Origin of the sequence: Vibrio sp. J502 (assembly GCF_025397955.1) — a bacterium.
GTDB classification, from domain to species: Bacteria; Pseudomonadota; Gammaproteobacteria; order Enterobacterales; family Vibrionaceae; genus Vibrio; species Vibrio anguillarum.
The window spans coordinates 1,994,071-2,011,950 of the sequence record NZ_CP104554.1 but is presented as its reverse complement, the minus strand read 5'-3'; the positions used below and the strand labels follow the sequence as shown (position 1 = coordinate 2,011,950).

At 45.5% G+C, this 17,880-nt stretch carries 20 protein-coding genes and 1 pseudogene; 5 read left to right on the top strand and 16 right to left on the bottom strand.

Annotated features, from left to right (window positions below; genetic code table 11):
* Positions 1 to 29: 29 nt before the first annotated feature.
* The 10 genes from dagF to N5E84_RS09265 form a co-directional block, all read right to left on the bottom strand.
* On the bottom strand, positions 30 to 776 hold the full coding sequence (dagF, locus tag N5E84_RS09310; protein WP_019282094.1) for a 2-dehydro-3-deoxy-phosphogluconate aldolase: 747 nt from the start codon (positions 774 to 776) through the stop codon (positions 30 to 32).
* Positions 767 to 1,891, bottom strand: coding sequence for a DgaE family pyridoxal phosphate-dependent ammonia lyase (locus tag N5E84_RS09305; RefSeq protein WP_019282093.1), 1,125 nt, complete (start codon positions 1,889 to 1,891; stop codon positions 767 to 769). The genes dagF and N5E84_RS09305 overlap by 10 nt, the downstream gene beginning before the upstream one ends.
* A complete protein-coding gene (locus tag N5E84_RS09300) occupies positions 1,875 to 3,038 on the bottom strand; it encodes an amidohydrolase/deacetylase family metallohydrolase (protein WP_019282092.1) in 1,164 nt (387 codons plus the stop codon). Before N5E84_RS09300 ends, N5E84_RS09305 begins: the two co-directional genes overlap by 17 nt.
* A gap of 45 nt (positions 3,039 to 3,083) precedes the next feature.
* Positions 3,084 to 3,731, bottom strand: coding sequence for a DUF4310 family protein (locus N5E84_RS09295; RefSeq protein WP_017045613.1), 648 nt, complete (start codon positions 3,729 to 3,731; stop codon positions 3,084 to 3,086).
* A gap of 10 nt (positions 3,732 to 3,741) precedes the next feature.
* Positions 3,742 to 4,518, bottom strand: coding sequence for a DUF4311 domain-containing protein (locus N5E84_RS09290; protein ID WP_017045612.1), 777 nt, complete (start codon positions 4,516 to 4,518; stop codon positions 3,742 to 3,744).
* Between the two features lie 24 nt (positions 4,519 to 4,542).
* On the bottom strand, positions 4,543 to 4,836 hold the full coding sequence (locus tag N5E84_RS09285) for a DUF4312 family protein (protein WP_010320376.1): 294 nt from the start codon (positions 4,834 to 4,836) through the stop codon (positions 4,543 to 4,545).
* Positions 4,833 to 5,201: an SFCGS family glycine-rich protein gene (locus N5E84_RS09280; protein WP_010320375.1), complete on the bottom strand. Its 369-nt coding sequence runs from the start codon at positions 5,199 to 5,201 to the stop codon at positions 4,833 to 4,835. The genes N5E84_RS09285 and N5E84_RS09280 overlap by 4 nt, the downstream gene beginning before the upstream one ends.
* Positions 5,192 to 5,554: a transcriptional regulator gene (locus tag N5E84_RS09275; RefSeq protein WP_231494637.1), complete on the bottom strand. Its 363-nt coding sequence runs from the start codon at positions 5,552 to 5,554 to the stop codon at positions 5,192 to 5,194. The genes N5E84_RS09280 and N5E84_RS09275 overlap by 10 nt, the downstream gene beginning before the upstream one ends.
* Before the next feature lie 294 nt (positions 5,555 to 5,848).
* Positions 5,849 to 8,776 carry a DEAD/DEAH box helicase family protein gene (locus tag N5E84_RS09270; protein ID WP_019282090.1) on the bottom strand — a complete coding sequence of 976 codons (2,928 nt, stop codon included), beginning with the start codon at positions 8,774 to 8,776 and terminating at the stop codon, positions 5,849 to 5,851.
* The gene (locus N5E84_RS09265) at positions 8,773 to 9,360 is read right to left on the bottom strand and encodes a class I SAM-dependent methyltransferase (RefSeq protein ID WP_019282089.1); all 588 of its coding nucleotides are present in this window, start codon (positions 9,358 to 9,360) and stop codon (positions 8,773 to 8,775) included. The genes N5E84_RS09270 and N5E84_RS09265 overlap by 4 nt, the downstream gene beginning before the upstream one ends.
* A gap of 250 nt (positions 9,361 to 9,610) precedes the next feature.
* Between N5E84_RS09265 and N5E84_RS09260 the strand changes: the two are divergent.
* From N5E84_RS09260 to N5E84_RS09245, 4 genes and pseudogenes are all read left to right on the top strand, one after another.
* Positions 9,611 to 9,721, top strand: a pseudogene (locus N5E84_RS09260) (ACT domain-containing protein); the annotation flags it as partial.
* Positions 9,722 to 9,775: 54 nt separating this feature from the next.
* A protein-coding gene (locus N5E84_RS09255) for an IS3 family transposase (protein ID WP_095661212.1) occupies positions 9,776 to 10,926 on the top strand; the annotation gives its coding sequence in 2 pieces (ribosomal slippage) (positions 9,776 to 10,019 and positions 10,019 to 10,926; 1,152 coding nt in all).
* Positions 10,926 to 13,541, top strand: a complete 2,616-nt coding sequence (locus N5E84_RS09250) for a LysM peptidoglycan-binding domain-containing protein (protein ID WP_103261238.1) — start codon at positions 10,926 to 10,928, stop codon at positions 13,539 to 13,541. Before N5E84_RS09255 ends, N5E84_RS09250 begins: the two co-directional genes overlap by 1 nt.
* A 9-nt stretch (positions 13,542 to 13,550) precedes the next feature.
* Positions 13,551 to 13,871 carry a hypothetical protein gene (locus N5E84_RS09245; RefSeq protein WP_013857456.1) on the top strand — a complete coding sequence of 107 codons (321 nt, stop codon included), beginning with the start codon at positions 13,551 to 13,553 and terminating at the stop codon, positions 13,869 to 13,871.
* Between the two features lie 500 nt (positions 13,872 to 14,371).
* Here the strand turns inward: N5E84_RS09245 and N5E84_RS09240 are convergent, their stop codons facing one another.
* The 6 genes from N5E84_RS09240 to radC form a co-directional block, all read right to left on the bottom strand.
* A complete protein-coding gene (locus tag N5E84_RS09240) occupies positions 14,372 to 14,599 on the bottom strand; it encodes a hypothetical protein (RefSeq protein ID WP_019282087.1) in 228 nt (75 codons plus the stop codon).
* A gap of 47 nt (positions 14,600 to 14,646) precedes the next feature.
* A complete protein-coding gene (locus tag N5E84_RS09235; protein WP_095661254.1) occupies positions 14,647 to 15,015 on the bottom strand; it encodes a hypothetical protein in 369 nt (122 codons plus the stop codon).
* The gene (locus N5E84_RS09230) at positions 15,012 to 15,779 is read right to left on the bottom strand and encodes a WYL domain-containing protein (RefSeq protein WP_019282926.1); all 768 of its coding nucleotides are present in this window, start codon (positions 15,777 to 15,779) and stop codon (positions 15,012 to 15,014) included. Before N5E84_RS09230 ends, N5E84_RS09235 begins: the two co-directional genes overlap by 4 nt.
* Positions 15,780 to 16,097: 318 nt before the next feature.
* On the bottom strand, positions 16,098 to 16,541 hold the full coding sequence (locus tag N5E84_RS09225) for a DUF2787 domain-containing protein (RefSeq protein WP_019282928.1): 444 nt from the start codon (positions 16,539 to 16,541) through the stop codon (positions 16,098 to 16,100).
* A gap of 50 nt (positions 16,542 to 16,591) precedes the next feature.
* Positions 16,592 to 17,029, bottom strand: coding sequence for a DUF2787 domain-containing protein (locus N5E84_RS09220; protein ID WP_029388384.1), 438 nt, complete (start codon positions 17,027 to 17,029; stop codon positions 16,592 to 16,594).
* On the bottom strand, positions 17,026 to 17,499 hold the full coding sequence (gene radC / locus N5E84_RS09215) for a RadC family protein (protein WP_095661255.1): 474 nt from the start codon (positions 17,497 to 17,499) through the stop codon (positions 17,026 to 17,028). Before radC ends, N5E84_RS09220 begins: the two co-directional genes overlap by 4 nt.
* Before the next feature lie 128 nt (positions 17,500 to 17,627).
* On the opposite strand from radC, the gene N5E84_RS09210 reads away from it, so the two are divergent.
* Positions 17,628 to 17,843, top strand: coding sequence for an AlpA family transcriptional regulator (locus N5E84_RS09210; protein WP_081245535.1), 216 nt, complete (start codon positions 17,628 to 17,630; stop codon positions 17,841 to 17,843).
* Positions 17,844 to 17,880: the final 37 nt, after the last annotated feature.

Below are 17,880 nucleotides of genomic sequence, written 5' to 3'. Positions count from 1 at the left end.
ATGCCGGAGCACATGCTCCGGCGTCGGTGTTATGAATGTGCCAGTTGTTTTTGAGTCATGGCCAGCAGGGTTTTCACATCCTCGGGGCGAGTCTGTCCGGTTTTCTCATCGATGATTGAGCTATAAATGTGTGGAATGACTTTTTCGACACCCGCATCGAGAGCGATGCGTAAAATCTCTTCAAAGTTGTTTAGATCAATACCACCCGTTGGCTCTAACCAAAAGTGGTGACGAGCACAGGCGTTGGCAACTTCTTGGTACTCAGCTTTGCATTTTAGCCCCTGCATTGGGAAGAATTTGACCGAGCTGCAGCCCATATCTTGCAACATGGCAATCGCCGTATCAACGGGAACAACCGCTTCTTCCATACCTGAATTTTTCGGGCCAGTTGAGATTTTAACCAAGCCAACAGTGCCTGATGGTGAAATCAAACCATTCACGATGGTGTTATTTTGACCTAGAGCTTGACGCGTAGTCCCGACACCAGTAAAGACCTGATTGACATGCTGAGGCTGCAGTATTCCGGCTAAAGCCGTCACCATATCCGATTGTTTTGGATCCCCTGCGCCAAGGCCAATCGATAAAGCATTCTCGATTTTTTCAGCGCACGCCTTCATATCAGCTGCAGCGCTTGCGGTATCTGGGTAATCTTTCGAGAGCATACCGACCAACACATGGCCTTGTGCGGCTTGGTAGACTTCAATCGCATTATGATGCGAACCCGCCAGCACATTGAGACATACACGGTCAGCGTAAAAATTAGGGCTTAAAGACATTCTAATGACTCCTGATTCAGTTGGTTCATGGCGCTAAGAATAAGTTCAAGTTGATGAGATGAAACACTGCGGACATCAAATTCCACCGAACCTTCATTGGATTTGTAAGCGCGGCAGTAAATCGCTGGGTTACCATTTTGGAGGCGTGTGACGGCTTCATTAGCGCTGATACCAAATTGTTTGGCATCAAAACTCACTTCTGCACGTGCGATATCTCGGCCTGCACTGTCCCAAACCACGCGCGCGCTTATCCCTTTAATACGGTTTAACCCCTCGATAAATGGCGTCATTTTATCCACCATTTGTTGGCCGGTTTCTTGTTGGCGGCTTAAGTACAACTCAATGGCATGCGTTAGGCCTAAAATGCCTTCTTTACCGACTTTCATGGCACGGCCAATACCTGCAGATTGCTGCTTAACCCATTCCACATATTGATGTTTCCCAATCACTAAACCGCTGGTTGGGCCTTCAATCGCTTTCGCACCACTGTAGATCACTAGATCAGCCCCTTGCTGATAATAGAGTTGTAGATCCTCTTCTGCTGCTGCATCAACAATCAGCGGAAGCTGGTGGTCTTGAGCCACTTTGGCCGCTTGTGGCACGGTTAACATGCTTTTTTGCACGCAATGGTGCGATTTAATGTAGAGAATGGCGGCGGTATTGGGGGTGATTGCCGCGGCTAATTGTTCTGCGCTGCATTCATTAGCCCAACCGGCCTCAATCAGGTTACCGCCGCCAAGATTTACCATGCTGCCAACCGGGCCGCCATAATTGACGTTATGCCCTTTGGGGATCACAATATCCGTTGCGATCGAGTGCGTTTTTGCATGCAGATGCTCAAGCAGATAAGGGTTACCACGTACAATGACTGCCGCGACACTCTGTGCAATTCCCGCTGAAGCGCATGAGACGACGACCGCATTTTCAACTTGCAGCAAACGAGCAATATATTGGCCAGTTTTGTTCACCAAATCGCTCATTTCAAAGTAGTTGTTCATCCCAAAACAGACAGTCTGCTCCACTTCGGGTTGCGGAGTAGAAACACCAAGAGCTGTCATACGGCCAGATGCGTTGATCACTTGTTTCAAGTGATATTTTTCAAGAATGGAAGACATAATGCTGTTGTCCTTGTTCAGTCAATACAAGCTTGCCGTCAATAATGGCAGCAAGAGGTGTAAATTTTTGTTGTCCAGTTCGATGCTGGTGATGAGTATCGGTGTAGTTAACCGATGCTTTATTGATGGTGTAGAGCGTTAAATCGGCATCATAGCCTGCAATTAAGTGCCCCTTTTTCGCTAGGCGAAGTGCTTGCGCTGCTTGACTCGTCACGCGCTCAATGATCTGCTCATGGGATAATCCGAGTGTAAAAAACATCGACATCAGGTGGGCAAGACCGTAAACCGGGCCATTGAGCCGGTTTTTACAGTAAATGTCAGAACTGATTGTATCGGGCAAAATCCCTTGTGCGATTGCCTGCTCAGCCACTTCAAAACTGAAACTGGCACTGCCGTGGCCGATATCAAGTTTCATACCTCGAGCTCTGGCCTGCTGAACGCTGCTTTTTATCTCCCCATGACAATCAAGAATGCGGTTAGGCTTGCCATTAAAGCAGTGAGTGAGAATATCGCCTTTGCCCAGCAGAGCGACAATCTCATCCAAATCTGGCGGCGCATTACCGACGTGCACCATCAATGGAACGCAGCCGCATTGCTGCTGTAATGCTTTGGCAGCCTGAAGCGGCATTAAGCCATTGTGGCCGACAACACTACCGCTCATGCGTGCTTTTAAGCCGACAATAAATTCGGGATGACGAAGCAGTGCTTGCTTTGCGCTATCCAGATCAATGTCGTTAGCATCGGCCAGTTCATTTTGGCGCAACAAGCCAATTTTCGAGATGTTAAGTAGTGCGCGCATATGGGTTGTGCATTGCGCTGCAAGCTGCGCAAAATCATCCACATCGTTTGCGCCTGTGCTGCCTGCATCAATGACAGTCGTCACGCCACCGAACACCCCAACGTTATCGGGGTGGTCGTTATAAATCGGCGAGTTCGGATAGCAGTGAGTGTGGCCGTCAATCCAACCGGCACTGACAAAAACGTCATGATCTAAATCGACGGTCTGTTTTGCCAATGAACCAGCAAGATCGCCCACCGCCGCTATTTTGTTGCCCTGAAGGGCGATATCGATACTACACCCACCCGCTTGTTGGGCATTTTTGATCAGGATGTCATACATAATTTGCATCTCACGCTCTTCGCTCATCGGCGCGAAGAGCGATTCTCAGTAGAATTTAAACCCCAGCTTGTTTTACAGTGCTATAGGGAAAAGAGCTCCTAACGCCATTGCTCCGAGAATTGCACCACCCGTAATCGGTTTACCCCACACATAGAAAATCAATGCGCCACCTAGAGAGCCGATCCCAATTGGGATCGAAGCGGCCATCGCAGATAAAATGATCAATGGTCCAAGAAAACGGCCGGAGCTATTGCCTGCCCCCATCATTACGTCTGCCCCGTAGGTTGAATCGCTTTGGTTAATGGTGAATTTACGTGCCAGCACAATTAAGCCACCAATCGCCAAACCAGCGAGCATGCCTGTGATTAACGAAGCGGTGAAATTTTCAAGAGGATAAACAATGCCAGCACCCAGTAGTAAAGCTGGAATTCCTAAACCCACACCGGTTTGCACTGCGCCACCGATATCCAAAATGCCCACGAGCGAACCTTCAATGATGCGTGCAAACAGAAAGCTTGCACCAAAAGCGGCCACCGCACCGTACGCGCCTGTATCCATCCCTGCTCGCAGCATGGAAACAAACGCCACTTCGTTAAAAGCACCGACACCGTATAAGTAGTACATGTGCGTTCCGGCAAAAACCCCGGCTGAAAGCAAGCCCACGAAAATCGGGAAAGACCAGTCTGCATACCAAAAGTTGTGTTTCATTTTTTCGTCCATGGTCAACTCCTTATTTACCACTGATCATGAGATGGATGTTTTCAAGCCACAAAGGAACTTGCATATGGAAAGCTTCGATAAATTTCATGTCGAACCCGCGGAAGAAAGCACTTAACGCAAACAGTGCAATAATCGCCGCCATCATGATCTGGGTTACTTTGTTCCAACCACTCTCTTCAACACCTTTACCAATCAAAATACCCAGCACCAAACCAGGAACGGCGTTGCCCATAATCATCTGAGCTAAACCACCAAAGATAGTGGCCCAAAAGCCCGATTTCTTACCCGCTTCAATTGCCGCTAGCCAGAAAATAACCGGCATGACGGTATTCACCAGTAAGTTTGCCGCAGGTACTAATACCTTTACCGCCGTGACTTGCAGCGCCGCAGGAACGGCCGCCGCCGTTGAGTTAAGAAACGCAACCACAATCGCACCGATAATGGCGCAAGCAATGCCCATTCGTTTTGGATCATGCAAGGTAGTGGCAAGGTCGCGGTTTTTTATCATCAGCGCCGCCGCGCCCCAGTTCGGGATGATGCGGTGGTCAACATCTTGAGTGAATGCCCCTGCCGCAACCGTTGAGGCCCAAGCATTAAAGAAGAATCCAAGCCCAAAAGAGAAGTGAGAGGCAGGGTCGCCTTCACACGAGTTCAACTCTCCCAGAGTACGAAATGCACCCATACCTTGGATAGTTGGAGCATGGAACATCCTTGCCGCGCCTACTCCAACGCCGATACCGACTAAGCCACCAATAATGATGGACTTAAAGAGAATGATAAGAAACATGTCAGGGATCCTTATAGTGACCTGTTAACGTTTGAAATCGACCTGTTCCACATCGATGTGGGTCAGGCTGACCGTAACCTCTAGCTTGACGCTGTATTGGCGTCGATCTCTTGCAAGAAAGAAGAAAAGGAATTTCTCTCGCTTTACTTTCTCTTCTGCTTGCAAAACGTTGACGTCTAACGGCTCAATCCGGAGGAGGACTTTTGCGTTATTCTTAAGTAACGTGGGTTGTACTTGGCTTAAAGCCGCGGCAAAAGCCTGCTGCTTTGTTTCGCCCTTGCCACTCACGGTTACCTTAGTGGTTAACTGCTCTTTCATGCTTTGACGCCATGCTTAGCCACAAACGCCTTCACCAGTTTTTCGCCCAGCTCTTCTTTATCCATAAAGCCGAAACCCAAAACCACACAGCCTTCATTGATCGCGGTTATCCCTTCCTCAACAGAGCGCATTCCATAACGGCATTGATAGCCATATTTTGTTTGCGCTGTGATAGCACCTGCGCCGCCGCTGCCGCAAAAAGAGATCCCTAAATCGGCTTGCTGCTGATGCATGACATCACCTAACTTCATGTCTGCGGCCATGCCGGGAATAACGGTCACCTCAGCGCCTGCCGCTTGAGCACCAGATCCTACTTTCTGACCTTTGCCCATGCGATCACCAATAACGACTTTGATTACTGACATGTTGTTTCTCCTGCTGTTGGGTTTAATTCGTTTTCTTTAGCTACTTCAAAATGGACCGAAAGCAGATGCGCTTCTTCATAAGCGAGGTTCTCCATCCAACGACACACTTGCTCGGCCAAGGTGAAACAAATAGGAGAGATTTCATCAAACATCTCCATATCGAGCTCAGGCAACGATTCGCCACTAAACGAGCGCCAAACCATCGCTTTGATGTGTGTTTCGAGCATTTTTTTCTGTAGCGAATCGGGGTAGATAGCGTGTGAATTAAGCAAGACAATGGCTCGTTCGGTGAGCGATAAACCAAGCTCTATAATCTGTGCATCATCCATGCTAATGGGTTGAGAGTTTTGCACCGTGGGATTCTCCAAATGTTTAGCTTGGAGAAGAAAATAGCGTAAAAGGGAGCAAGGGTGGATAAGCCCTATTTCCACTTCCAAATGGAAATAAACCGTGGCTAGTAACATTCGCGCGGTTTTATGTGATGTGTGAAGAAGATTTATGGGAATAAATGCGCTGAAAAGGTGATTTGAATCGCTATTTCAAGCGCAAATTTATCGTCTCTTTATTTGCTGCCTGTCACAAAATAACGGATGGTTATTTTGGTTTTATGTTTATTTTCCCAATCGGGCGTCAGGAAGCGCGCAATATTAACGGAGGATAGCTTTGAGCCGAGCAAAAGTACGCATGCTGTCGGTTGCGAGCATGGGAGCGTAGTCAGCGTTTTGTGCCTCAAGCTGATAATGGTTTGGTCCTATTTTGCGTACTACGCGTAGCAAGTAGTGGTTATCACCCGTTTCATCTTGAGTTTCAATCGCCATGACCAGATTAGAAATTGAACCTGCGCTCTTTGGTGTGACCCATTCAAGTAGTAGTAAATCACCATCTTGAATCGGGTTTTTACCTCCATTCATTGAGTTACCTGAAGCGGGGGCAATGAAATGTCTTGTTGGATCAAGCTTACCGTAACCAGCGGCGACTAAATATTGCTCTTGCGTATCATGAGTACCTTGCTTGAAATGACCGCAAGCAATTTTCAGATCGGGGTAGAGAGGCAAATAGGTACCTTTTTCGCTTGCTTGGTTTGGCAACGGAAAGATCTTGGCCGAAGTTTGGATTGGCTTCGAGTTTGAGTGTGCTTCTTGCTTACTGACTCGCTGTATGTATTCGGCAAAGCGCAAATCGACAAGTTCTTGAATAAAATCATGAAGCTGTGGCAAATCGGCATTGTCTACAGCAAAAGTGGGTACAAAGCGATGATTATCCACCTTAAACCATGCATGGCCAGAAGAGTCTGGGCTTGTAAACGCTTTGACTGGGTTGCGATTCCAGTAATTTAGCCATTCTGATCCTGTTGCGCTAAATTGCTTGGCTTGTTCGGTGAGATCTCGTCGCATTAAATCAGGTCTACGTGATAACACTTTATGACTTTGAATCGCTAGCTCATTCAATGTTGGGGGTTTTCGCAAACCATCAAGCTCTAATAGTGCTTCAAGTAAAACGGCTTTAAAGCATTTGCTCATCGCTGTGATTTCGACTGCTTTGAGCAAAAACTCGTCATATTTCGTCAGTCGTTGAGTCAGTGCTAAGTCACTTTCTTGGTCTGCCACGAACCTAAACCAACTTTTCATCAAGCGGCGTACTTTGCTGAGATCATAGCCATGGTGGAAAAATTCGGCGGCACTTGGTCGGTGTGCGAGTTGATGCTTGAGATCTTGGTAATCTTCAGCCGCAGTTGAACGTATCTGTTTTGCTAAGGTTTGCCAAAATTGCAGCAGTTGTGGATCAAAGTTGACATAGCAACCGGCCGCTAACGAAGTGGTTTGGTTGGTCGTTTTGACTATTTCTTTCAGTGAACCCACATTGAGTAGGGTTGCGGGCCGATTTAAAAATGAAGAGTGATTACCGATAAAATCTAACACCATTAATTGCTGTTTACCTGTACTCGGAGATTGGCGCAAACCGCGGCCTAATTGCTGTAAAAAGAGTATTTTTGATTCGGTGGGACGAATCATCAAAATGGTATCAATCGCTGGTAGATCGGTTCCTTCATTGAACAGGTCGACAGAAAAAAGAATGTCGATACTTCCTTCATTCAACTGTTTTAGGGCGTCGTTTCGACGTATTCGAGAGTCACTATAGACGGCGATAGCGCGAATGCCTTGTTTGGAAAAGTATTTCGCCATGTAATCGGCATGACGTTTAGAAATACAGAAAGCTAATGTGCGCTGTTGTTTTCTGCCAAACCAATGTTGATAAATATGTTCGGCACGCTGCTTGGTTGCAAATGCACTGTCCAAAGCTGTGGGGTCAAATTTACCATTGCGCCAAGGGATTTCTTGATAATCGACGAATTGATCGTAAATACCGTAGTAATGAAATGGCACTAAAATTTTCTCATCAATGCCATGCACCAAGTTACGCTCAAACACTAAATTGTTGTCGCAAAGCGATAATATATCGGCTTGATCAGAGCGCTCGGGTGTTGCGGTTAAGCCTAAAAGAAACACTGGTTGGAAATAAGCGAGTAAATCTCGGTAACTACGCGCACTTGCGTGATGAAATTCATCGACAATAATATAGTCAAAATCATCGGCTTTGAAGCGCGCTAACTGCGCTTTTTTACCTAAGGTGGCGACTGAAGCAAAAAGATAATCAGCTTCCTCTGTTTTTTCAGAACCGTTGTATAAGCCAGTTTTAGCGTTAGGTATTAATTTACTAAATGTGCTTTCAGCTTGAGTCAGAATCTCTTCTCGATGGGCAACAAACAAGACGCGTTTTGCTTGCATCTGTTGAGCATCAAAAGCGGCTAACCATGTTTTTCCCATTCCAGTCGCTAAGACAACCAACCCACGTACATAGCCTTGCTCACGGCTCTGGTTTAGCGCTGATAAAGCCAACACTTGCATTGAGTTTGGGGTAGGTATCTCCGGTGCTTCATCGGCTCCATCCAACAGTGTTAATGAACGTTGCATTGACAGTTTTTTGTAGCGCAGTAAGTAGTCATCTATCCAGTGATGGGAGAGAGTCATACTCTGTTCATGAGAAAAAATAGCTGAAAACTGCTCACGAATATATTCAAATTCTTGCGCTGCGGGTGAAGTGGCTGGTTGCTCAAAATCGTGGCGTAAAGCCCACTCATAGCTTTGTAGCAATGCTGTTTTACTGATGTTATTTGAACCGACCCAAGCACACCCTTCACTGATGGTCCCTTGTTCTGTTTTAACAAAAATGTAGGATTTCATATGAAAGCTATGTTGACTTTCACAAGTAAAAATACGGCATTGCGCTCCACGTTCCGCCAATATCATAAGGCGTCGTAATGCGACTGGGTGGGTTATTGCTAGATAGTCCGAAGTCAGTAATTTGAGTGAGGCTCCACTTTTTAGAGCGTCAAGAATAGGGTCAAATAGTAAATCCAATCCGGAAGGTTGAACGAAAGAAACCGAGATCTCTATTTCACTAGCGTGGTTAATGGCTTGGATTAACTTAGGAAGTAGCGGGTCTTGTTTCCCTCCCGCACTTAGTTTTGGACCGCTATATAAAGTGGCTAGACCCTTGTTTCTATGAGCGCTCATCGCTCTTCACTTTTTATCAAAATGGCATTTAACCATTGTTCATTTTGGCGATCCGCTCTTAAATCATTGGTTATCCAGATTTTTGCCACATTCAATGGGGCATGAGCGATCCATTGTGCTAAACGCTGTTCATCACCGTTGGTAAATCGACGGCCATCTCGTTCGACTTCCCCTGTCCCATATTTAAAAGAACAATATAGAGGGGCTAATGGTTTTAGCTGAGAAGCTAAATGAGTAAAGGTATCTGGAAGATCCAACTCACCGACATGCAGTAACGATGCGCAAGCCCAAATACCATCAAAAGATTGATCACTTTGAAAATCAGCAAAGGTTGAAACGGTGACCGGAATTTGAAGCAGTTGAGATGCTAAGCTTGCTAATTCTTCACTGGCGTCAAATGCCACCACTTTATAACCCTGCTCAATGAAACTTTGTGCATCTCTGCCAGAACCACAACCAGCATCAAGGATGATGCCCCCTTTTGGTATATGGGGCGTAAAGTGTTCCATCAGCGAATGGGTATCTACTTCTTTGGTTGATGCAAAAAACAGTTGGGCATTTTGGTTGTAGAACTCTATAGACATAATCGCTCCTCAAAGTGAACGCTATTCTAACTATCTAATACCAAAGGCTCAATTGATTGCAGTACAAGTGTGATCAACTGAGTTGTTTTAAGTTTTTCGTGCGCAGACAGCGAGCCTAAAGTCGCCATAGAATTCAATTGATTTTCTATTCAATAAGAATGACTGATTAACCATTGGTATTATTAATTTCACTTATTCCACAGAGGGCTTTACTCTGCACTTCGGCTTCAATTTGAATGAGAAAGAAAATATGACAGCGATTACTGATTTAGAGGTTTTACTGCAATCCATGTCACCCGAGTTGGTGGGCGGAAGTTATGTGTTTTGTACTGTGCAAGGGGCATTAGCCGATTTGATCCGCACCACCAGTTTTGGACACCTAATTAAGTGAGTACAATCACTAATGAGGTGAACCATGACAAACAAGAAAAAACGTATTCTCCATTCTGCTGAATTTAAAGCAGAAGCACTGAAGCTAGCAGAAAAGCTGGGAGTAGCTACGGCAGCGCAGCATCTCTCGTTACACGAATCCCAGATCTACGGTTGGCGTAAAGCAGCCAAGAAAGATACTAGCACCAGTCAGCGGGAAAAAGATCTAGCCGCTGAAGTCGCAAAGCTCAAAAGGCAATTGGCCGAGCAAGCTGAAGAGCTAGATATCGTAAAAAAGGCCGCCACCTACTTCGCGAAAAATCTAAAGTAGATAGCTACGAATTTATGCTCGAACACCTGCTGTGCTTCAGTGCTGTCCGCATGGCTAAGGTGTTCGGGGTTTCACGAAGTGGGTTTTATTACTGGATTAAGCATCGCCACAAGGCCACTCAGCGCGAGGTAACTCGCCAAGAGCTTGATACGAAGGTCAAAAAGGCTTTTGACAACAGCAAAGGCCGTGATGGTTCAAGGCGTATCCAGAAAGAGCTGGCAGAGAACGGTGATAGCCGTAATGTTAAAACCATTGCCGCTAGTATGAAGCGTCAGGATTTAACGCCGAAAGCGGCACGTAAGTTTAGGTGCACTACGGATAGCAAACATAAAATGCCAGTTGCTCCGAACCTGCTAGCTCAGGATTTTAACGCGGAGGCTCCGAATCAAAAGTGGGCGGGAGACATCACCTATGTTGCGACAAGTGAAGGCTGGCTGTATTTGGCGGTAATTATTGACCTTTATTCAAGGCAAGTAGTCGGCTGGTCTATGGATACCAGAATGACCGCAACACTGGTCTGCGATGCATTATCAATGGCCTTGTTCCGTCGTGGGTTCCCTGAGCAGGTGATCGTTCATAGTGACCGAGGTAGTCAGTACTGCTCAAAAGATTATCGAGACATCATAACCGCTTATAATCTAAAGCAAAGTATGAGTAGGAAAGGAAACTGCTGGGATAATGCTTGTGTTGAGAGCTTCTTCCATTCAATGAAGGTTGAAGCGATCCAATATGAGCCGATCATGACGCGAGACGAGATGCGTCAAACGCTCTTTGAATACATCGAGGTTGATTATAATCGGACAAGAAGGCACAGTGCTCTTGGGTATCTAAGTCCAGTTAACTTTGAAAATAAAAATGTCGCTTAATGAAGTGTCCAGTCTGGCTGGAGCAGATCAGTTATCGAGTGGTACGGCTAACCGAACTGATGACATATGAGTTTGGGCAGGTCGAAGGTGATATAGAAAGACTGGATGAGAGAACGTTGGGTTCAGCACTTCCTCAGGGAATGAGCTATTCTAGTTTTATGGACAAGCTGAAACGTGGTGAGTTAGCACTATTGACGGATTCCCCTTCTAAGCCTGTGATGCTCCAAGACGGAATGAGCAAATCTTGGGAATTATCGACTGAAGGACAAGAGGCACTTTCGCCAGAAGCGAAGAATGCCTACCTTTCTAGAACAAGAATGTCTGGCGGTGCGGCTGGTGGTGCGTCAAGTAGAGGTGGTGCAAGTGAGCCTAGTATTGACGAAACGTATGTTCCTGAGCCTGTGAAACCCAACCAAAGAGAAACGACATCCAAGATTAAATATGAGTATTGTTTTGAAATAGCGTGTTCAGATGAAACGTTTAAGCAAAATATTGGTTGTGCATTCGAGTTGGCAAAAACCAAACAAGAGCCTGTAGTGGGTCGTTGGGAAACCGAGCGAACCGATCACGGTACGAAATACACCGCCTATACCGCATTTGATGAACCTAAAAAGCTGGTAGCGAAAGTGGCTTCTAGCTCTATGGGCATTAGCGTTCCAGAGAGCGTACAGGTCAAGCCGATAGGCTCTGGTGTAGTACGAGAAGCCTTTATTCCTGTTGTCCCTTCGGTGCAGCTTGGTGAGCGTTTGGGGTTACCAACAAAAGGCTACTACTACCATTTATGCAATAGCCGCTTAGTCCAAGAGTACAAGTTGTTAGGTCAGGGGAAGTCGGCCTTCTACGCGACACGCTCCACCCACGATCAGCTCAATGATGAGCAAGGCTACAACGTCTATCAAAGTGCCATTTTGGTCTACTGGAAGCTCGAAGGTAAAGACGTTGAAAACCAACATCTGATTTATCTTGAACAGCAAATTACCCGAGAAGAGCTCGACAACCTCAATGATGACTGGTTGGCTCAACATGGTATCAAGCTCGATATCAACGAATTGCTTGCTGCGTCCAAGCAACCTGTCGCTGAAAGGCAAAACACTCAACCAGCGGAAACGCAGAAAGCAGAGAGTAAACCAGAAACGCATACTGTTGGGACGGATTCTAAAACCAACCAACGAGAATCATGGGGAGCCATTGCAGAACAATATGGTTTGTCGGCGAAACAGTTACTTGATTTGAATCCTCAGTATGATGCTGACCCGATGAAATTGAAGGTTGGTGACCAATTAGTAGTAAGTCACAAGACCGAGATGGAACAACAGACCGATTTAAAGTTTGGGAAGCCAAGTGTTGAAGTGAAGAAATACAATAAGCCCACAAACTCAATTTATGAGTATTCCAGTTCTTACATCAAAGGTTCCACAGTCAAGTCGGTGAATTCTGAAGATGTTGTTCATGATGATCTTGTTATTGCTAATTTAAGGGAATTTGAAGAGCAAATAGAGTTTCAGTTGGGCTTTTCGATTGTTGAGGAATCTAAGCCCCTTCGTGATTTTTGGGAGCAAGACCTCAGTGATGTGTCTTCAAAAACGAAAAGCTTGCTCCAAGAGCATAACCAACATTTGCATGATCCTCTGATTCCTGGAGAGATAGTGATCTTCCTAACTAAGGAGCCGTCTTCAGAAGAGGAAAAAGCCAAGCTAAAAGCATTAAAAGATAATTCAGGTATGGCGAGTGCCGAGCTGAGTAAGTTGAGTCCTGATCAAGTTGCGCTGCATCAAGCTTACTTTGAAGTGATAGAAAACAAGTTGGTGGAGTATTGGAACACGGGTAAGCCGTCAGACACATTCGCATACATGGGGGCTGTCGTTGGGACCATAGCTCCGGCAATGCAGAAGAATCTAGAAAATGTATCTTCATCACTTAAAAAGATGGATCGTCTATACCTTGATCTCTTATCTAAAAAAATTGATAGGGCAAGTTTTGTTCGGCAGAGACAAGGTTTGAAAAAAATTCTCGATAAGCAACTGGATAAACTTACGCAACGGACACTGAAAATACCAGTAGACCAAGGCTTAAAGGCGAGTCTAGGGATAAATTCTACTAAGTCACTCATTCACAATGCCGATGAGATATTAAAGGAAGGTTCTGTTCCTGAGTTAGGAGGGCGGGTGGCAAATACTGCTAAGTGGATAACTTATGCGGAGAAAGCAGGAAAACTATCGTTAGGCCTTGGAGTTGCAAGTGGCGTATACAATGTTACTCACAACTGTGAGTCGTTAGCATCATGTACTCGTCAAGCAGCAATTGAAACTGGAGGCGTTGCTGGTGGATGGGCTGGAGGGATGTTAGGTGCTGGTATCGCTGGTCTTTTGGTTGTTGGTCTATCTATAAGTGCTGCACCAGTCGTGATGTTGCTTTATGCAGGGGGAGCTCTGACTGGTGGGTTCATTGGCGCTGGTGCTGGCAAAGAGCTTTTTGAAGAAAAATATGACCTGTTGGGCTTTGATAGTTATCTTGATTCCGTAGAAAAAGAATTGGAAAAAGGTATCCCAGTAGAAGTGGAAACCTATATTAATTCAAATAGATATAGTAACTTTGATATGCCGAAAGTATTTTAAGAGTACAGTATGGAAGACTTTTTTACCCACATTCACAAGTTGGCTAGCCTATGGGTTTTTATCTGGGCATTGCCATTTATGTTTTATTCTTATCGCTACTGCTTCGGTGATAAGCGATATATTGACGAGCTGATAGCAAATTTATCTAAAGAACCAGAGCAGTTTAAGGAAAAGTGGTATCTGAATACTTCAGGCTTAGGAGCCGGAGGGTTGTTTGTGATGTATGCATTTTTCTATCCTTTAGTGCGTTATAGGGCTAAAAAGAGAACCATGAAATTTGATTTTTTTATGTGGGCTAACTTTGCTTTTTTGCTAAGTTTTCTCATTTGATCTTTTGTGAGGCTTAGCCAATTGTTGTCATATTTAGATACCCTAATTTCTAGCGCAGCAATGTTTTCTCTTGTGTGGATGTTTGTCTATTTTTATCATCTTGTCGTCTATTCTTTGGGCGACAAAAAGTACATAAATCAATTAGTAGACAACTTAGCGAAAGAGCCCGAAAGCTTTAAGAGTAAAAACTACATTGCTATGAATAGTATGGGGGCTGGTGGTTTATTCTCATACTTTTGCCTAGTTTACCCTCTTGTAAGACATCGAAGAAGAGAGAAAAAGTGTTCTTCTGACGTTTTTATGTTTTTAAACTGGTTGTTTTTTATGACTGTGCTTTACCTCTTTATTTTTGTATAAAGGATTAATATCGCAATCATTTTGGGTAGAGTTAAGTCGCTTTTTAACATATAACATATACCTTCAAACCAGTGCATTGAGACAAAAAAAGAATGGGGAGCGTTATTGCTCCCCATTGTCGTCGTTCACCTTCGCTGGTGGTATTACTTTTCTTTGATGGCTTCACAGCCTTCAGGAACGGTGATGGTTGATGCATCCTTACCTGCCTGTTGCGCCGCTTTCACCTCCATTTTGTATTGAGTGCATTTGCCCACACTGACGTTGACGGCTCCCGAATCTGCGGATGGGTTGCCGCCCAGTGTTCCACCAGCAAAGGCGGAAGAAGTAGATAAAACTAACGCTGTCGTGATGAGTAGAGATGATTTGTTCATAGTTGATCCTTACGAGTTGGTTGAGTGTGTTACTGAGGGATAGAGAGTTATAAGGTGTAGACAAAGGTGCCAGCGCTGGAGGTGACTTCGATTTCTTTCACGCTGTCTACAGTGCAGTTGTTGCTGTATCCGGTGTAGGTCTGGCCGAAATTTAACGAAACGTTTCTTGATAGCTCCGAGGCTGTACCTGCGGGTAATCGGCAGTTGCCACGGTTAATCACTACATTGCTGATTACGGTGCTGTCGGTGATGGCTTGCAGGTCAAAGACCAATGTTCCCCATTGAGGGTTAGTCGATATCGATACTTCAATATCAGCCGTTGCTGCTTGAGTCTCTTCTTGGTCGCCACAAGCGGTAAGCCCAATAAACAGGATGCTCATAGCGGCGTATTGGAGTAGGGTGTTGGTTAATGTCATAACGGTGCTCTCCTTATCGGTGAGTGAAATTCAGGCGCACTGATTCCATCGTGTTCACGTATGAACCGCTCAAGATTGAAATCAGTTGGATAGGTAAAAGAAAACGTCGATACACTGGCCTCATCAATCAAAGGCAAGGCTAGGGTGCGTATCGTGTGTTGACCGGATAATCGAAAGAGCAGCAAGAGCGCGTCACACTGAACCGAGAGTCCCAGTGGCTCAATGAGCGCCTTCTCTTGCTGCAATACTTGGCTAGATATCTTGAGCATACGGTTGTGCAGTAATGCCGTGTGTACCGCATTCAACACGTGCCGTTGCTCGTCACTCCACTCGCGAATCGTGGGCAATGCCACATGTACTTTGGCTAACCATGCTTGCTCTTTTGAATGTGCTGAACCTATATAGGACAAGGGTTTGTCTCTCTCCGAGGAGCACCCTTGCCCATAATTCAGTGCATCAGGAACCAGCGGCAGTAAGTACTTGTTGGTCAATTGCCAATAGAGCATTTCCTGCTTATTGAGCTTCAGTAATTGCTCTGAGGTTTTCCGATAAACATGGGGCATGCTCATCGAATCACACTCCACGTTAAACACGTCCACAATGATGTCATCGAGGTAGCGTTTAATACTGCGCGTGGTGCGGTGGATATCGAGTAGGGCTAACTGCTGCTGCAATTCCCTAACGGTAATCCATCGATGTTGAGGAATAAGCATCAGCGTGTGCAGCAAAGCGGATAACCCTTCAATGCTGGTTTTATTGCTCATGACTACGCTCTCAATACATCAAAGCTCCACACCGGAGTCGGACATTTAATGTCGGGAGAATAGAGGTGGGTTAGACACATAATGTCCAACGGTGAAAACAGCATCAATCGGCATCACTAAAGCGTGAGCCGATTAACATTAACGAGGCCTATGCTTATCACTGAGCTCGGCAATGGCTGCCAATAACCCAATCAACAGCACCACCAGAAATCCTAAAGTGGATAGGGCTCCAATAGCACCGAAGAACGGGGAAAGTGAAAACAGCGTGATGAGAGCAGTGACAAGTTTGATGATTTGTAGAAGAAGGGAAGTCATGAGCTATTGCGGGGTGACGGCTATCTCGTTGTAAGCATCCGTATCGACATAGGTAAGAAAGTTATTCTCCCATAGCCGATACAGCTCTTTAGCATCACGGCTACCCTGCATTGGTAGCCAGCCACGATAGGCCATAAAGAACTGCCCAACCCGAAAATCGAAATCCAAGTTGCGCTCTAGCTCTGGATAGTAATTCCCCATATAAGCAAAGTCGGTGATGTACTCAATACTCCATTCCCCTGTTGAGGTTTGGCAAATCGCCATCTCAACCGGATGGAAGCCACCTTCTTCCGCACTGTAACTATTATCGCGAAAGTTAAACACTAGATAACGGCTGGTGGTCAGTGTTTCACTATTTAGTAAATGAGCGTTGAAGTGCTCACTTAGCAGCGTGTGCAGTTGTTTCGATACAGGTAGTAAGGATGCTGTGAAGGTTAATTTGGACATAGTGAGTCCTCCTTGTTTCAGGATTCAAATAAGAAATAACAGAGTGAGAATTATTGGAACGTGCCGACCATCGTCAGTTGCACGTCATCAAAGACGTTTCTGGAAAGATGACGAGCAAAAGCTTTCATCCAGACCGAGAGCAGCTCTTGTACCTCTGGGTGGGATAAATCAGTACTCCCCACATCGGGCTGATAGCACCAGCGATTAGCAAGGTGAAAGTACAGTTCAGGTTCAACGGTTGTGCTGTTGTCATCGGGATAAGAGAAGCTGGCAAAGAACACCACCAGCCACGGGCTTGAGGCTGACTCACGTTTAAGCTGTACTTCAATGGGATGCAAACCTTGTCGATGTCGGTAGTAACTCATTTGGCGGCAGTTCAACACGAGTCGTTCCGCATTGTCCGAGATGTTGTATCTATTCAGAAGTGCTTCTAGTAACGCATGTAACGCATTATCAATGCACAGCTTGCCATAATGTTGTTCAATCATAACCATCCCCTTTCAGCAAACGAGGTGCAGGTATTGCCTGTCACGATATGGTCGAGAACGCGAACATCCACCAGCGCTAAAGCGTCCTTGAGTCTTTCTGTTATGCGTCTATCGGCTTGAGACGGTGTTGAGTCACCGGATGGATGATTATGGGCAAATATCACCGCTGCGGCATTCACTTCTAATACTGCTTTCACCACTTCACGTGGGTAGACGCTGGCCGCATCCACCGTTCCTTGAAACAGCTCTTTAAACTCAATCAGTCGGTTTTGGTTATCCAGTAACAATAAGGCAAACACTTCACGTTCATAGCTGCCTAGCTTACAGCGCACATACTCTTTAGTGGCATCAGGGTTGATTAGGGTATCTCCACGCACGTAGCGCGTCGCCAGTATCTCAGCCGCATGCTCCAGGATTTCATTTTCCTGATAGCGTTGCTGCTTTTGGTAATCGGAATTTTTGGGATTCATTTCGGGCTCCTGTCGAATCAATGATGGGTATTCACATGGATGACATATGCCTGAAAATTTTTGGATTGAGCCTTGTCGCGCCAAGGCTTAACACCTCACCGTCTTTTTTTACGTTAGCGCTTTATCCCATGAGGACCACAGATATAGGAGAACGTCCCATGAGATTTCTAAAGCTAAAAGAAGTAATGGAAAAGACAGCACTAAGCCGTTCAGCGATTTACCGGAAAATGAATGAAGATCAATTCCCTCAATCCATTAGCTTATGGGATAGGGCTGTAGCTTGGGTAGAAAGTGAAGTAGATGAGTGGATGGAACAAGTATTCCAAAACCGAATCAGTGACTAGATATGTATAACGTAACTCAACAACAAGCAAGTACTGA

Bases quoted from the DNA above. Each gene is read 5' to 3' on its own strand.
- dagF (WP_019282094.1), bottom strand. From the start codon at position 776: ATGTCTTTAAGCCCTAATTTTTACGCTGACCGTGTATGTCTCAATGTG.
- N5E84_RS09305 (WP_019282093.1), bottom strand. From the start codon at position 1,891: ATGTCTTCCATTCTTGAAAAATATCACTTGAAACAAGTGATCAACGCA.
- N5E84_RS09300 (WP_019282092.1), bottom strand. From the start codon at position 3,038: ATGAGCGAAGAGCGTGAGATGCAAATTATGTATGACATCCTGATCAAA.
- N5E84_RS09295 (WP_017045613.1), bottom strand. From the start codon at position 3,731: ATGGACGAAAAAATGAAACACAACTTTTGGTATGCAGACTGGTCTTTC.
- N5E84_RS09290 (WP_017045612.1), bottom strand. From the start codon at position 4,518: ATGTTTCTTATCATTCTCTTTAAGTCCATCATTATTGGTGGCTTAGTC.
- N5E84_RS09285 (WP_010320376.1), bottom strand. From the start codon at position 4,836: ATGAAAGAGCAGTTAACCACTAAGGTAACCGTGAGTGGCAAGGGCGAA.
- N5E84_RS09280 (WP_010320375.1), bottom strand. From the start codon at position 5,201: ATGTCAGTAATCAAAGTCGTTATTGGTGATCGCATGGGCAAAGGTCAG.
- N5E84_RS09270 (WP_019282090.1), bottom strand. From the start codon at position 8,776: ATGAGCGCTCATAGAAACAAGGGTCTAGCCACTTTATATAGCGGTCCA.
- N5E84_RS09265 (WP_019282089.1), bottom strand. From the start codon at position 9,360: ATGTCTATAGAGTTCTACAACCAAAATGCCCAACTGTTTTTTGCATCA.
- N5E84_RS09250 (WP_103261238.1), top strand. From the start codon at position 10,926: ATGAAGTGTCCAGTCTGGCTGGAGCAGATCAGTTATCGAGTGGTACGG.
- N5E84_RS09245 (WP_013857456.1), top strand. From the start codon at position 13,551: ATGGAAGACTTTTTTACCCACATTCACAAGTTGGCTAGCCTATGGGTT.
- N5E84_RS09240 (WP_019282087.1), bottom strand. From the start codon at position 14,599: ATGAACAAATCATCTCTACTCATCACGACAGCGTTAGTTTTATCTACT.
- N5E84_RS09235 (WP_095661254.1), bottom strand. From the start codon at position 15,015: ATGACATTAACCAACACCCTACTCCAATACGCCGCTATGAGCATCCTG.
- N5E84_RS09230 (WP_019282926.1), bottom strand. From the start codon at position 15,779: ATGAGCAATAAAACCAGCATTGAAGGGTTATCCGCTTTGCTGCACACG.
- N5E84_RS09225 (WP_019282928.1), bottom strand. From the start codon at position 16,541: ATGTCCAAATTAACCTTCACAGCATCCTTACTACCTGTATCGAAACAA.
- N5E84_RS09220 (WP_029388384.1), bottom strand. From the start codon at position 17,029: ATGATTGAACAACATTATGGCAAGCTGTGCATTGATAATGCGTTACAT.
- radC (WP_095661255.1), bottom strand. From the start codon at position 17,499: ATGAATCCCAAAAATTCCGATTACCAAAAGCAGCAACGCTATCAGGAA.
- N5E84_RS09210 (WP_081245535.1), top strand. From the start codon at position 17,628: ATGAGGACCACAGATATAGGAGAACGTCCCATGAGATTTCTAAAGCTA.